Origin of the sequence: Chelatococcus sp. GCM10030263, from assembly GCF_042666455.1 — a bacterium.
In the GTDB taxonomy this organism is placed as follows: Bacteria; Pseudomonadota; Alphaproteobacteria; order Rhizobiales; family Beijerinckiaceae; genus Chelatococcus.
Window position 1 is genome coordinate 1 of the sequence record NZ_JBHTDB010000005.1, and the last position, 15,595, is coordinate 15,595.

4 protein-coding genes are annotated in these 15,595 nt (G+C 67.2%); all 4 read right to left on the minus strand.

Annotation, left to right across the window (positions count from 1 at the left end):
- Positions 1 to 11,232: beta strand repeat-containing protein (locus tag ACFQU1_RS10390; RefSeq protein ID WP_378132121.1), on the minus strand; the 11,232-nt coding region annotated here is incomplete at its 3' end.
- A gap of 1,375 nt (positions 11,233 to 12,607) precedes the next feature.
- A complete protein-coding gene (locus tag ACFQU1_RS10395; RefSeq protein ID WP_378132123.1) occupies positions 12,608 to 13,525 on the minus strand; it encodes an ABC transporter substrate-binding protein in 918 nt (305 codons plus the stop codon).
- A 9-nt stretch (positions 13,526 to 13,534) separates the two neighbouring features.
- Positions 13,535 to 14,743, minus strand: coding sequence for a 2Fe-2S iron-sulfur cluster-binding protein (locus ACFQU1_RS10400; protein ID WP_378132125.1), 1,209 nt, complete (start codon positions 14,741 to 14,743; stop codon positions 13,535 to 13,537).
- Positions 14,740 to 15,594, minus strand: a complete 855-nt coding sequence (locus tag ACFQU1_RS10405; RefSeq protein WP_378132127.1) for an FAD binding domain-containing protein — start codon at positions 15,592 to 15,594, stop codon at positions 14,740 to 14,742. The genes ACFQU1_RS10400 and ACFQU1_RS10405 overlap by 4 nt, the downstream gene beginning before the upstream one ends.
- Between the last annotated feature and the right edge of the window lies 1 nt (position 15,595).

Consider the following 15,595-nt stretch of genomic DNA (forward strand, 5'->3'; position numbering starts at 1 on the left):
CGAGGTCGGGTCGACCTCGACCTGATAGGTCGCGCCGCTCGCCTGCGTGTAAGTGCCGGCGACCTGGAGCGTGCCGATCGAATGGCCGGGGGCGACGGTGGCGCCGGCGGCGACCGTCAGGCCCCCGACCGTGCCGTTGCCGGTGAGCCGCGCGCCCTGGTGCACGGTCACGGCGGAGCTGGCGATGGCGCCGTCCACCGCCAGGGTGCCGCCGAGGACATCGGTCGCGCCGGTGTAGCTGCTGGTGCCGGTGAGCGCCAAGGTGCCGGCATCGGTCTTGGCGAGGCCGGCCGAGCCGGTGAGCGCGGCGGCGATGGTCGCCGTATAACCGGCGCCGTCCGCCGTGCCGTCGCCGACGCGGACAATCGCCTGGGTGCCGCTGCTCGGCACCAGGGTGATCGACCCGCCCTGGACGGTGTAGCCGTCGGTGGCGAACTGCATGCCCGACGCGCGCACCTCGCCATTGGTCGTGTCGACGCTCACTGTGCCGGCCTTGCCCGCGAAGATGGCGAAGCTGCCGTTCGAGTAGGGCGCATTGGCCGCGCCGTTCACATCCGTCCAGTTGTCGTCGCCGGTTGCCCGCCAGATGCCGTCGCCGCCATTGATGGCGCCGTCGTTCTTCGGCCCGAGATCGCCGTCCCAGTAGCTGAGCGGCAGGCCGCCGCTGTTGACCAGATTGACCTGATTGGCGATCGACGTCTGCACGGAGGCCTGCGCGCCGGCCGGCAGGGTGCCGAGCTGGAGGCCATTATCGGTGAGCGTGCCGCTATAGCTGATGATGCGGTAGAGCCCCGGCCCGAAGCTGCCGCCGGCCGTCTGAGAGACATTCAAGGTGCCGTCGAGGGTGAGGTCGCCGCCGACCGTGAGGAGGTCGTTGAGGCTCCCGCCCGGCACATTCGCCTGGCCGAAGTCGTAGTTCAGGGCCGAGCCCATCCCGAGCGCGAGGCCGCCGTTGATGGCGAGCGTGCCGACGGCATTGGGCTGACCGGGATTGATCGCCCCATCGGCGACGGTGACGCCGCCGCCGATCACCCCCGTGCCGCCCAAGGTGCCCGTGGTCACGCCCACCGTGCTCGCCGCATTGCCGAGCGTGCCGTCGACGAGCAGCGTGCCGCCCGAGACGCTCGTCGTGCCGGCGAAGCCGGAACTGTCGCCCGTGAGGTGAGTGACGCCCGCCACCTGGTTGATCGTGCCGACGCCCGACATGGCTGTCGCGAAGGCGTAATCGGTCTCGGTGTGGTTGAAATTGACCCGACCCGTGCCGGGCGTTGCGAAGGTGAGCGTCGGCGCGTCGAGGGTACCCGCCGCCGCGGCAGGCTGGCCTTCCCCGCCGCCGATGTTGAGGACGGCCGAGGCCCCGAGCGCCAATTGGCCGCCGACGCGCAGCTCGCCGTCATCGGCGAGCGTAACGGTCGGGCTCGTGCCCGCGCCTTTGACAGCCAGATCGCCGGCACTCGAAAATATCGCGTTCGCGCCCGAGACGATGAGGGCCGCCGGGACGGTGACAGCCGTCATGTCGAACGAGCCGGTGCTCAGTTGCGCGCCGTCGAGCACGGACAAGGTTCCGCTGCGAATGTTCAAGCTGGTCGTATTCGTCCAGCTGGTTCCCGCGCCCGAGAGCGTGACCTTTTTGTCCCCTAGGGAGGTGAAGGGGGCGCCCATCAGCGCACTGTTGCTCAGGATCTGCGCGCCGTCGGCGATGTTCGCGTCCAACGCCGCTTGGGAGCGTGTCCCCAAAAGAAGCGCGCCACCGACTTGCAGCGATGAACCCGCACCATTGACGGTGAGCGTCGCGGCATCGGCCGCCAACGGAACGCCCCCGAAGTTGGCATCGCCACCGACCTTCACGACACCGCCATTGTCGATAACGACTTTGGATGTGCTGCCTGCGGCCTCCCCAACGCGCAGGGTTCCGGTCGAGAGCTCCGAACCGGCTCCGCTCACGGTAAGAGTGCTGTTGTCGTTCAGAGTCGTGCTGGCCGTGCCGTTGATCGAACCGCCGCCGGACAGCGTGAGCCCGCTGCCACCGTTGATGGTGGTGTTGCCGGAATAATTGCTGTCGCCGGTGAAGGTGTAGCCGGCGCCGCCGGTCAGGTTCACCGCGCCCGTGCCGGTGATGGCGCCTGCATAGGTCAGCACACCCGTGCGGTTGAAGGTCAGCGTGCCGTTGTTCGTCACGTCGCCGGTAATGGATCCGGTCGCGGCGCCATTGCCGACCTGCAAGGTGCCGGCGGCGATGGTGGTGCCGCCCTGGTAGCTGTTGTCAGCGGCGAGCACCAGCGTGCCCGCGCCGTCCTTGGTGAGGGCGCCGGCACCGGTGACGGCCTGGGTCAGCGTCGTCGTCGTTCCGGCGTCGGTGAGGAGCCTGCCGGCCCCGGCGAGCGTCACATCACGGTTGGAGGTCAGGCTGGCTGTCGTCGCCAGCGTGCCGCCATTGAAGGTGAGCCCGCCCGCCGCATCGCCCAGATTGGCGTCCGACGAAATGCTCAGCGTGCCGCCGTTGATCGCCGTGCCGCCCGTATAGCTGTTCGTCCCGGAAAGCACCAACGTCCCAAGATCGTCCTTCACAAGCTGCTGCGTTCCGGTAAGCGCCGACGAGATTGTCGCCACATAGGCGGCGCCGTCCGCCGTACCGTCACCGACGCGGATGACAGATGCCGGATTGGTCGGGTCGGCCGCATCCGCCGCCAGCGTGATCGTGCTGTCTTGAATGGTGTAGCCGCCGGTCGCGAACTGCATGCCGGAGGCGCTGACGCCTCCGGTATCGACCGTGACGGTCCCGGCCGTACCGGCGAAGATGGGGTAGCCGCCGTTCTGGTAGGCGGCATTGACTTGCCCGTCCTTGTCCGTCCAGTTGTCGTCGCCGCCCGCCCGCCAGGTGCCGTCGCCACCATCGACGGCATCATCGCCCTTCGGCCCGGCATCGCCGTCCCAGAAGTTCAAGGTCACGCCGGTGGTGTTGACCAGGTTGACCTGCTGGGCCACCGCGGTCTGGACGACATAATTGGGGGAAGTGACCGTCAGGCCCTGATCGTTCAGGCCTCCGGCATAGCTGATGACACGATAGATGCCGGGGCCGAAATTGCCGCCAGCCGTCTCCGTGACGTTGATCGTGCCGTCGAGGGTGAGACCGCCGCCGACCCTGATCAGATCGTTGAGCGGCCCGCCTTCCACCCCCGCCTGGCCGAAATTGTAGTTGAGGGCGGAAGTGCCCGCGAGCGTTAGATTGCCGTTGACATTGAGCGTGCCCGGTGCGGCGCCCAGATCGCCGGGACTGATCGTGCCGTCGGCCACATCGACGTCGCCGCCGATGATGCCGATGCCGCCGAGCGTGCCGCCGGTGGTAACCCACGTTTGCCCGTTTGCCGCCGACTGGTTGCCGTTCACGATCAGCGTGCCCGCGCTCACCTGCGTCTCGCCGGTGTAGCTGTTGTCGGCCGTCAGGATGGTGATGCCGCCGCCGATCTGCTGGACAGTGCCGGCGCCGGTGATCAATCCGGCGAAGGTGTAGCTGTCTGAGCGGTTGAAGGCGAGCGCGGCACCGTTGCTGATGGCGACGTCGCTCGCAAGCGTTCCGGAGGTGCCGCCATTGCCGATATAGAGAGCCCCGCCCTGAACGGCCGTGCCGTTGCCGTAGGCGTGATCGCCGATGAGCGTCAGCGTGCCGCTGTTCTGCTTCGTCAGGCTCTCGAAACCGGTGACGCTCGCCCCGTCGAGGATCAAGGTCGAGGCATTGTCGGCGACGAGCGCGTCGGTGCCGGTGCCGCCGTCGACGCCGGCGCCGTTGATCGCCGCGCTGTCGGCGAGCGTCAGGCTATCGTCGCCGTCGCCGAGGCGAAGCCGGCCACCGGCGGTGTCGAGCAGACCCGCAAGGGTCACGATATCGCTGCCGGCACCGAGGTCACCGTTGGCGCGCAGCGTGCCGCCCGTCCCGACGGTAATCGTCGCCGCCCCGGCATCGCCGGTGATGGCCGCCGGGCCCGCCCCCACAGCCTCGATCGTGCCGTTGACGGTGAGCGCGGAGGTGCCGGTCATGGCGAGCGTCGGCGTGGTCAGGTCGCCGTCGACCTGGAGCAGGCCGGCCGTGACACTGGTCCCGCCGGCGCTGTTGCCGGAAGCGGTCAGCACGAGTGTGCCGTCGCCGGACTTGGTGAGCGGGCCGGCCCCGGCCACGCTGCCGTTCAGCGTGGTCGTGGTGGCGCCGTCGACGAGGAAGGTGGCTGCGCCGGTGAGTGTCACCGCGCGGGCGCTCGTCAGATTCTGCGTCGTGTGTAGCGTGCCGCCATTGAACGTAAGCCCGCCCGTCACCTCGCCGAGATTGGCGTTCGAGGAAATCCGAAGCGTGCCGCCGTTGATCGTCGTACCGCCGGTGTAGCTGTTGGTGCCGGTGAGTACGAGGGTGCCGAGGTCGGTCTTGACCAATTGCTGCGAGCCGGCGAGCTCCGACGAGATTGTCGCCAGATAGCTGGTGCCATCCGCCGTGCCGTCACCGACGCGAATGACCGACGCCAGATTGGCCGGGGCGGACGCATCGGCGACCAGCGTAATCGCGCCGCCCTGCACCACATATCCATCGGTCATGAACTGCATGCCGGACGCGCTGACGCCGCCGGCATCGACGGTGACCGTCCCCGCCGTTCCCTGGAACACGGCGAAGCTGCCGGCATCGAAGCCGGCGTTCATGGCACCGTCGTGGTCGGTCCAGTTGTTTCCGCCGCTTGCTAGCCAAGTGCCGCTGCCGCCATTGACGGCGTTGTTGTTCTTCGGTCCGGCATCGCCGTCCCAATAGCTGAAGGCAAGGCCTGTCGTATTGATCAGGTTGACCTGGCCGGCGACGGAGGTCTGGATGGCAAGGTCGGATCCCGTGACGGTGAGGCCATTGTCCGCCAAGGTGCCGTTATAGGCGATGATACGGTAGACGCCGGGCCCGAAAGTGCCGTCCGTGGTCTGCGAGACATTGAGCGCGCCATCGAGCGCGAGATTGCCGCCGACCCGGATCAGGTCGTTGAGCGGACCGCCCTCCACATCGGGCTCGCCGAAATTATAGTCGAGGGTCGAACCGCCGCTGAGCGCCAGATTGCCGTTGATGGTGAGCGTGCCTGCCACCGGGCCGGTATTGCCGGGGCTGAGGGTGCCGCCGTCGGCGACAGTGACATTGCCGCCGATGATGCCGGTGCCGCCGAGCGTGGCGCCGCTCGCCACCGACGTCAGCCCCGTCGCCGCAGACTGGTTGCCGTGGACGAGCAGGGTGCCCGCATTCACCTGCGTTGCACCGCTATAGGTATTGGCGCCGGTGAGGACGGTCGTGCCGCTGCCGTTCTGCTGCACCACGCCCGAGCCTGAGATCACGCCACCGTAGGCGAGGGCGTCCGAGCGGTTGAAGGCGAGCGTGCCCTCATTGGCCACATTGCCGGCGAGCGTACCGGAGGCTCCCCCCGCGCCGATCTGCAGCGTGCCTGCCTGGATGCTGCTGCCGGCGCTGTAGACGTGGTCGCCAGTGAGCGTCAGGGTGCCTGTGCCGAGCTTGTTGAGGCTTTCGAAATTCGTGACCGTAGCGCCGTCGAGCGTGCGCCCGGCGGTGGTGTTGACGGCGAGCGTGTCGCCGGGGCCGCTCTCGCCCCCGCTGCCGGCATCGACGCCTCCGCCGCTGAAGACTGCGCTGTCGTTAAGGACAAGGGTGTCGTTGCCCCCCCCGAGGCTCAGCTTCGTTGCCGCGCCGGTATCCAAGGTGCCGGAGACATTGACGATGTCGCTGCCGCCCTCAAGATCGCCGCTCGCACGCAGAATGCCGCCGCTGTTGATGTTGATCGTCGCCGCGCCGGCGCTTCCGGTCATCGTCGTCGGCGCCCCCGCGGCGGCGCTCACCGTGCCGTTCGCCGCCACCGTCAGGGTCCCGGCGTTCATGGCGAAGGTCGACGTCGTCAGGCTGCCGGTCGCCGTGCCGTCGCCCACCTGCAGCGTGCCGGCATCGATCCGCGCCGCGCCGATCATGTTCGTCGCGGAGGTCAGCACGGTCGTGCCCGTGCCGATCTGCGCGATGTTGCCGGGGCCGCTCAGCGTGCCGGCGAAGTTGAACGTATTGTTGCGGTTGAAAGACAACGTCGAGGTCGCCGCATTGACGATGACATTGCCGGTGCCGGCGTTGCCGGTACCGCCGCCATTGCCGATCATCAGACTGCCGGCGTTGACGACAGTGTTGCCGCTATAGGTATTGTTGCCGGTCAGCGCCCAGGTGCCGGAATCGTTCTTGGCAACGGTGGTTAAGCCGCCCGGACCATTGATGATGGTTCCACCCATCGTGTTGAGGCCGGTGTTGGTGCCGCCGAGCGCCAGCGTGCGATTGCCGCTGCCGGTATAGGCAGCCGAGCCGGTGTTCGAAAAGACGATCGCCCCCGTGCCCGAGGATTCGATGAGGGTGATGCCGGTCGAGAGCGTGAACAGACGGTTGGTCGTGTCGCCCGTACCCGTGTAGCGCAGGGTCGAGCCGCTGCCGATCACGAGACTGGAGGCTGCGTTGGACGACCGCCCGATCGAGCTCGCCTCGCCGCCGTCGGCGAGCTTGTCGACCGCGAGCACGCCGCCCGAGATCGTGGTGACACCCGTATAGGTGCTGCCCGCGTTTTCCAGAACCCAGGTGCCGGTGCCGGTCTTGGTCACTGAGGTGGTGCCACTGGCCGGATTGTCGATGCGGGCCGACAGCGTGTTATTGCCGGTATTGGCGCCGCTGAGCGTCAGCGTGCGATTGCCGGAGTCCGGCAAGGCGACGGGCGCTGTGCTGGTGAAATTGATCGCGCCGGTGCCGGAGGCGTCGAGGGTGCCGCCGCCGGTGCCGAGGGTGAACTGCCGGTCGGTGCTGCCGCCGGTGCCATTATATTGCAACGTGCCGCCGTTGAGCACGAGATTGGTCGCCGCGTTGCTGGAGGCGCCGATCGAGCTGTTATTGTTGCCGTTGGCAAGGCTCGCCACGGCGAGAACGCCGCCATTGACGACGGTCGGGCCGGTATAGCTGCTGGCCGTGCCGGACAGCGTCTGTGTACCGGGGCCGCTCTTCACGAGGCCGCCCGTGCCGCTGATCCCGCCGCTGAAGGTCAGGCCGGCCCCGTGGCTCAGGGTGAGCGTTGCGGAGCCGAGCGTGACATTGCCGGCCCCGGCGAGGCCGGAAACCGTGTTGCTGAGATTGGCGAGGTCCAGCGTGGCCGTGTTGACGGTCATGCCGCCGGTGCCGAAGGCGCTGGTCGATCCAGCGCGCAAGATGCCGCCCGAAACTGTCGTCCCGCCGGTGTAGTTGTTGGTGCCCGACAAAACCAGGGTGCCGGGGCCCAACTTGACAAGCTGGCCACCGCCGGTCGCCTGTCCGGTGAAGGTCAGCGTGGTCGCGGCTTTCGATACGGTGATCCACCCACCCGTGGTGAAACCGCGATCGGTGGTCACGGTATCGCCCACGTAGTTCAGCGTGCCCCCGGCGAGAACCAGATTGGTCGGTGCGGCTCCGGACGCGCCGATATCGCTCGGCGAGCCGCCATTGGCGAGGCATGAGACGGCGAGCGTGCCCCAAATGGTCGTGGGCCCAGCATAAGTATTCTTGCAGCCGCTGACGGTCAGCGGGCCGGAGCCGAGTGTTACCCCGCCCGCGCCGCTGATGATGCCGCTGAAGACACTGCCGTTGCCGTCGATGATATAGCGGGTCGTGGACAGGACGCCCAGATTCACCGTCCCGTCGCCTCCGAGCCCGCCCGTTCTGACGTTGGCGATATCCGCAATGTCCAGCGTGGCTGGGCTATTCACCGTTATGGCTCCGGTGCCGAAAGCATTCGCGGAGCCGGCGCGCAAGATGCCGGCGCTCACCGTGGTGCCGCCTGTATAGGTGTTCGCGCCCGACAGCACCAAGGTGCCCGGGCCGTTCTTGGTCAAGCTGCCCGCGCCGGCGGCCACGCCGCTCATCGTGAGTGTCGTGGCGCCCTGGGCGACATCGATGGCGCCGCCGCCGGAACCGAGCGTGAAGCCGCGATTGCTGGTGGTCGTTCCCCCGAGATATTCCAGCTCGCCCCCGCCCTGCAGCACCAGGTTGGACGAGGCATTGTCGGCTGCGCCGATGCTGCTCGGCGAACCGCCATTAGCCAGCGTGGTGACGGCGAGCGTTCCGCCGCTTACGGTGGTGGTGCCGGTATAAGTGTTATTGGGATTCGACAGGGTCAGCGTGCCCGGGCCGGTCTTGATGAAGTTGGCACCGTCGGGGCTGACCACCTGCCCGGAGACGGTGAGATTGGCGGCGGCATTGGTGACGGAGATCGTGCTCGCGGTGACGGCGCCCGAGCGGGCGAGGGTGAAGCCGCGGTTCGTGGACCCGCCGGTGCCGGTATACTCCAGCGTGGCGCCTTCGATCACGAGGTTCGATGGGTTTGTCGACGCCGCGCCGATGGCGCTCGCGATGCCGGCATCTGCGACCGAATTGATCGAGAGCGTGCCCTGGCTCACGGTGGTGGCGCCGGTATAGGTGTTGAGGCCTGTGAGCGCCACGCGACCCGTGCCAGCCTTGCTGAAGCCGACAGTGCCGGTGTTGTCGACGATGGTCGAGGCGATGGTGAAGGTGCCGGTGCCGTTCTGCTGGACGCCCAGCACGCCGCCGCCGAGCGTGCCCGTCATCGCGCCGCCGGTGATCGTCTGGTTCGCCGCGCCCACCGAAGGGGCGACGATAATCGTGCCGTCCACCCCGAGGGTTTGGCCGTCGGCGACGGTGACGGTCGAGTTTCTCGGCACTGTATATTGCAGCCCGCCGATCTGAATGGAGGCGCCGACCGTGTTGAAGAAGGGCGTGTTCGCGGCCCCGCCCGAATCGCTCAGGATCTGGTTAGATTGCCAGAGGCTTGCGTCATCCTGCTGCACATAGTCGCTCGCGGTGAAGGCGACGATGTTGCCGCTTACCACCTTGGCGTAGTCCGTGCCGTTGACCGTGGCCCAGCCGCCGAGCGCGCGGTCGGCGCCGGTCGTGGTGATCGCGCCCGCGGTGGGCAGCACGAAATTGGCGAGGCCGCCCGTGCGGGTAATACCGCCGAGACTGATGGTGGTGCTGCCGCCGGTGTCGGAGGTGGCGCTTACCGTATTGTTGCCCGTCGTCACCGTCAGGCCACCGAAACTCTGGATATTAGTCTCGCCCGCCGCTCCCGTGACCCTGACCGTGCCGCCGTTCATGATGAGGGGGGACGACGCGGAGATGATGTTGCTGGTCGGCCCGCCGCTCGGCGAGAAGTCGAGTGCCAGCGTGCCGCCGCCGATGGTCGTCGCCCCGGTATAGGTGCTCTGGCCGGTGAGCGTCAGCGTGCCGGCGCCGAGCTTGGTCAAGCTGCCGCCGGTGCCGGTGATGCTGCCGGCGTAGCTGTTGGTGACGCCGGTGCCCAGATTGAGGGTGAGATCGCCGCTCCCCAACGCTACGGTGCCGCCCGTGCCGGCAAGCGAGGTCAGGGATAGGTCATTTCCATTGAGGTCGAGCGTGCCGCCGTTCACCGTCACGCTGGTGGTCGCGCTGAGGGGCGTGTCGGCGCGCAGTGTGCCGTTTTGGACGGTGACGCCGCCCGTAAAAGTGGTGGCGCCGGTGAGCGCCCAAGTGCCGGCACCGTCCATGACCACGCCGCCGGAACCGGTGATGTCGCCCGAGATCGTATTCTCGCCCGCGAAGCTGCCGCCGAGCGTGAGCGTATCGATGCTCGCCACCGGGTCGAACGTCACTGCGCCGCTCAGCGCCAGAGCGCCGGTGCCATTGTTGAGCACGCTTGAAAGGTTCGAAATCTGCCAGGTGCGGTTGCTGCCGTGACCGCTGCCCGTATAGTCCAGCACGCCACCGTTGATCTGGATGTCGGCAGGTTCCGCGCCCGTATTGTCGTTCGTGCCGAGCGAGCTGGCAGTGCCGCGGTCGGCGAGAGTCGAGATCGTCAGCGTCACTGCGCTGATGCTGTTGGCACCGGTATAGGTGTTGGCTCCGCCGAGCGTGATCGTGCGCGCCGTGCTGGTTCCGCTATAGGTTACAGTAGAGGTGCTGGTGCCGCTGATGGGCCCGGAGAGGTCGAGATCCGCGCTGTTGGCGCTTAACGAAATACCGCGGGCGGAGCCCTCGAGGCTGATGGTGCCGGTCAAGGCCAGGGTGCCTGTACCCTGGTTGACCAGTCCGACCCCTCCGTTGCTGGAAGGCGTAATCCGGAATGTGCGGTTGGTGCTGTCGCCGTCGCCGGTGTAGATTGCGAGGTCTACAAAATTGTTCACGCCCTGGATCACGATATCGCCGTTCGCTCCCAGAGAACTGGCGATGCTGGTATCCCTGACGGACGTGAACCAGATTCTTCCCTGGCCGGCGCCTTGCAGTATGGTCTGGCCGGTATAGGAGCTGGCGTCGTTACTCATGGTGACGCCGTTCATGACGGTGAGGGTCCCAGTACCCGTGACCAGGGCGGAGCCCACCCCAGCGCCCCTAACCGTGGCAGAGCCGTTCAGGACGACCTGGCGGTTGGTGCTCAGGGCGCCTGTGGCCCAGAACGTGGCGCTGTCATTCAGTGTCACGCTGTTGTTGATGTCGCCGAGCGCCTCGTTCGAACCGACGAGGAGCGTCCCCGCGTTGACGTTGATGGCACCCGTGAAGCCGTTTGTGCCGGTCAGGCTCAACGTGCCGGCGTTGACGTTGAGATTACCCGAGAACGTGTTGTTGCCGGATAGGGTCAGCGCGCCTGCGCCGTCCTTGGTCAGCCCCGACGTGCCGGCGACAATCGAGCTGATGGCAGAGGTGCCGGCGTTCACCGTGATCGTGGGCGTTGTGCCGTCGAGCGTCAGCGTGCCGCCCGCGATCGTATAGCCATTGACCTCAAACGTCAGATTATGGACGGTGATCGGCGCCCCCAGCGTCACCGTGCCGGCCGTGCCGGCGAAGATGGCATTGTCCAGCCCGGCGTTGTTCCAGGTGAAGAACGGGCCGGCCACCGCATTGTCGCTGGAATTCCAGAGAGGCGGATTCGTAGTATTCCAGGTTCCGGTGCCGCCGAACCCGATCCCCGATCCGTCGGCGTCCCAATATCGATTGGCGTCCTGCGCCATTGCCGGACTTGCGGCAGCTCCCATGATGAACGCCAGGGCGGCGAAGGTAGCGTTGCGCGGCCTCGCGAGCGTCGGAATGAGTTGCGCAAGATTGGGCGCGTAGCTCGCCGCCTCGCCCTTCCACTTGGTGAGACAGCCGCCTCGCGAAAGGTGCAAACCAAAGGCCTCCTTCCGGATACTATCCGCCGCCCTGTTAGTCGTCGTTGCGCGAGCTTGAGCCTCAATATTGGTTGCCGCCACCGTAGCCCTCATATCGCCCTCGCGTTACCTGCTTGGTGGCGTGTCGAGCCGCCGCCATTCGATGGCCAATCGTCGCCCGGCAGCTTCAATGAAGTGCCGATACGGATCATTAGGTGAATGTTGCAGAGAGTGACCCCGTCGCGGTGCGAACCCTCGGCGACTTGGCCTGGCTCTACTCGAAACCGCCGCTGGCCCACGCCGCCAGACCCTGAGTGAGGGTCGACCCAGTGCAGCGTGCGAAGGATAACCAAAGGGGCTACCGTCGGCCTTGAAACCGCCTGTAGACGCGTCATGCGTCCATGCCCACCAGCGCACGGCCTACTCAGCCCCAATACCCCACCCTCACGCCGTAATGGCTCCGGGAAAGCCGCCGTCTCAACAAACCCCAAACGCGGGGATCGAGAGCGCCAGAATCCGCGTTCGTCGCGTTTCGCCCCGAATCGCGATGATAACGATTGCTGGAGCGCGGGAACTTTTGCAACAGTGAATATGATAGACTAGGCCGTTAACAACTCGTTAACCTTAAGCGTACGCTTACTGGATCGAGTGCGCCCGGAGATGCACTCGCGCGAATATTGGAAATTGACCAGCGGTCGACGCGCCTGCTCGGTGTCGACACCGAGCAGGCGCGTCGACCAAACCTTATGATTGGTCATATGTGGATCGAACACCCCAAAGGCGAGGCAAAGATCGCGATCGCCTATACACGCGGGCGGAAAAGCCGGCAGCGCCCACCTGCTGAGCCGCGCTGGCCAGCGTGAGGCCATTCAGCGCTTCGCCAGGGCCGAGGGCTTCCAGGTTGTCGCCGAGTTCGCAGATCAGGAAACGGACGGCGACGACACCCTCGTAGGGGACCGGGTCTCGCCGCGGCCCTTGGGCAAGCCCGCAAGTTAAGGCGCCGATTATCGCCCCCGAACTTGATCGGCTCGCGCGTGACGTCAAGTTGCTTCCCGAGCTGATCGCCGACGGTGTCCCGGCCTTTATCGCCCGACGGGATGCACGCGAAGGCGGCTTGGTGCTGCATTCCTATGCCGCGCTTTCTGAAAAGGAACGCGCCAGGATAAACGTGAGCACGCGCGAAGCTTTGGCGAAAAAGAGCCCAAGTTCGCCGCCCGCGATCGTCCGAGCCTTCGGGAACTCAGTCCGTGCTGCGGATGTCTTCGCGGACAAAATGCTGCCGAGCGGCTCGTCCTGCACGCGAATGCTTCGAGGAAGCCCGCGACCGTAAGCGCTCTCCGCCGTTCGGAACTGGATAGGCGAGAGTGATGGCCTCTATCGCGACACATCGCGATCACGTCCAACGATGGCTGAACGGCTCGGCGACGACAGCCCCGTAAGGAACGTCGCAGTCGAGAATGCCGAGATCACGGGCAAAGCGGTTCATCCCCGTCACGAAGTCGGCCGACAGATGCGTCTGGTAGAACGGCAGGTCGCGCCGCACCAGTTCGACGATGTGCTCCGCCTCGCCCGGAAAGAGCTGTTCGCCGACCTTTGCGGCACGTCCGACATCGGCCTTCAGCAGACGGTGAGCGGCGGCGATGGCACGGACGGCACCGGCTGCCTTCTCGGGATTGCGGGCGATGAATTCGTCGGTCGCGGCGAGCGTCGCCATCGTATAGTTGAAGGCCCCGCTCGGCCCATCGCCGCGGCGGACGTCGAGCACGAGCGTGCCGATACCCGAGCGCACGGCGATTTCGGCCCCCATGCCGTTCGCCCAAAAACCATCGATCGTCCGCGCCTCCAGGGCGCGCGCTGCAGCCACGCCGAAGTTGACTTTGTTCTCGAGCGAGCCGGGCGTTGGCGCGATCGTCACGCCGTCGCGCTCGGGATCGATACCCGCCTCGATCAAAAGCTGGCGCAGGCCCATGCCGACCCAGGGCGCCGCACCGATGCGCCTGCCTTTGACGACGCTGAGATCGCCGCGCTTGGCGCCGAGGTCGGCGCGCATGACGAGAAACCAATACATGCCCTGCGACTGCGCGCAGAGGAGCTTGACGCCCTGCCAGCGCGGAAAGGCCGACAGGGCCGAATGCGCCGAGCCGGCGACGATGTCGATCGCACCGTCGCGCAGCCCGGCATAGGCCCGCTCGACGGGCGAGACCAGTTCGAGCTCGGCATCGATGCCCTCGTCGGCGAAGCAGCCGAGAACGACCGCCGCCTCCGCCGGAAAATAGGACGGCGAGATGATATCGGGAACGGCGATCTTCATCGGGCTCTCCTAGGGGGTACGCCTGAACCGGAAACGGCCGAGCATCTTTCTCACCCGCGCCATGATGACCGAGACGAGAAGTGCTGCCGGGTTGAGAGGAGCTTGATCGGCCGGGGCCTCTTCGCCCGTGGCGAGGCTATGCTCGAGCCGTCGTGCGAATTCACCGGCAAGCCGTGCCATGAGATCCTGCACGATGCCGCTGCGGCCGAACTGGGCGAGCGGCCCGGCGAGAAGTGCCCGCACGCTGAGGTCGACGCGCGTCCCGGTGCCGTCCGGGACGAGCGCATAGCTCACCTCGGCGCGCGCTCCCGAACCGCTCAAGCGGTCGCGTCCGGCACCGTAAAGGACACCGCTCCGGCCAGCCTCGTCGCGCAGGATCCGCGCGCGGCCGCTGAAGCTCGTGGCAATGGGGCCGACTTTGACGGCAACCGTGCCTTCGAGCCGCCCGCCGACAGGTGGCCCCGCGAGCTTCGCACCCGGCATGCACCGTGCAACACGTTCGATGTCGTCGAGCACGGCCCAAACCTCGTCGATCGGCCGGGCCACGACAAAGGACAGGGCGGTTTCGAGATTAGCCTGGCGCCCGCCGAGCCCGAGGTCCTCGTCCGCAACGCTGATGGCGTCGGCCTGGTCCCTTGCAGCTGCTGGGCGCTGGATGGTCTCGGCGGCGCGCGGCGAAAGCGGGATGCGCGATCCCACCGGGCCGAGCCCCGAAGGCCGGCTTCCGGCATCGGCCCGCGCCTGTTGGGCACCGGCCTGCCGTTCCGCGAGGACACGGCAGATCGCGCGCACAATGCCGGCATAGCCGGTGCAACGGCAGAGATTGCCGCTGAGCTCCTTGCGCACCCGCGCTGCGTCGGCATCCGGCAGGCGCAGCACGATATCGCGCGCGGTCACCAGCATGCCGGGCGTGCAGAAGCCGCATTGCAGCCCGTGCTCGGCCGTGAACGCCGCCCGGAGCGCCTCGATCACCGGGTCGGTTTCCAGGCCCTCGAGGGTCATCACCTCGGCGCCCCGGCACGATACGGCGTAGGTGATGCAGGAACGCGCCGGCTCGCCATCGATCAGGAGCGTGCATGCACCGCAGACGCCCTGCTCGCAGCGCAGATGCGTGGCGGTGAGATGCAGCCGCTCGCGCAGGAAATCGCCGAGATGCATGCGTGGCTCGGCTTCGCCGCTGATCGGCCGGCCATTGACGGTAAGCTCGATGCCGCTCATGGAGCAGAGACCTCGCGGGAAAAAGCTTCCTCAGCCGCACGCCGCAGCGCCGTGAGGTGGAGCCGCCGCGGCGCCCCTGCTGCGACGCCGTTGCGCGCCAGGAGATCCGTGCCGAACCCCTCGTCGAAACGCAGTGGTTGGGCCAATGGCCGCTCGCCGAACAGGGCGCGCGCGTCCGCGACGACGATTGGCTTGCCGTGGGTTGCGCCGATGACGGCGCGGAAGATATCTCGCTCGGGATCGAACAGCACGACCCCGCTCGCCATGGCGAATTTGCCGGTCTTGCGCGAGATCTTGGCATAGCCGAAACGCGCGGCTCGGGAGATCTTCGGGACGATGATGGCCCGCAAGAGCTCCGTCTCGGCGAGGGCGTTCTCGAAGGCGGCGGTCATGAAATCCGCGACAGGCACGCGGCGGGTGGCGCCCCGCTCTCCCCCGATCACGCAGGTCGCGCCGAGCGCCGGCAGGGTATTCACCCAGTCCGCGGCAGGATCGGCATGGCAAAGGCTGCCGCCGATGGTGCCGCGGTTGCGCACGGCGCGATAGGCGATGCCGCCGGCGATGCGCGGCAGCATGGGCGCCGTGCCGGTCGGCAGCCGTCCGTCCTCAATGACAGCGGCCGTGACCCCCGCGCCGATCGTGAGCCCGTCGGCATCCTCGCTCACGGCGGTGAGCTCGGCGACGCCGGAGATGTCGATCAGCAGACTTGGTTGGACGAGACGCAGATTGAGCATGGGGCCGAGCGATTGCCCACCGGCGATCAGCTTGCCGCCGCCATCCGCCGAGGCGAGCGCGGCGGCGGCATCCTCGATGCTCGCCGCCCGGACATAGTCGAAAGGCGCCGGCTTCATG

Coding starts and splice junctions, on each gene's coding strand:
- ACFQU1_RS10395 (WP_378132123.1), bottom strand. CDS start 13,525: ATGAAGATCGCCGTTCCCGATATCATCTCGCCGTCCTATTTTCCGGCG.
- ACFQU1_RS10400 (WP_378132125.1), bottom strand. CDS start 14,743: ATGAGCGGCATCGAGCTTACCGTCAATGGCCGGCCGATCAGCGGCGAA.
- ACFQU1_RS10405 (WP_378132127.1), bottom strand. CDS start 15,594: ATGAAGCCGGCGCCTTTCGACTATGTCCGGGCGGCGAGCATCGAGGAT.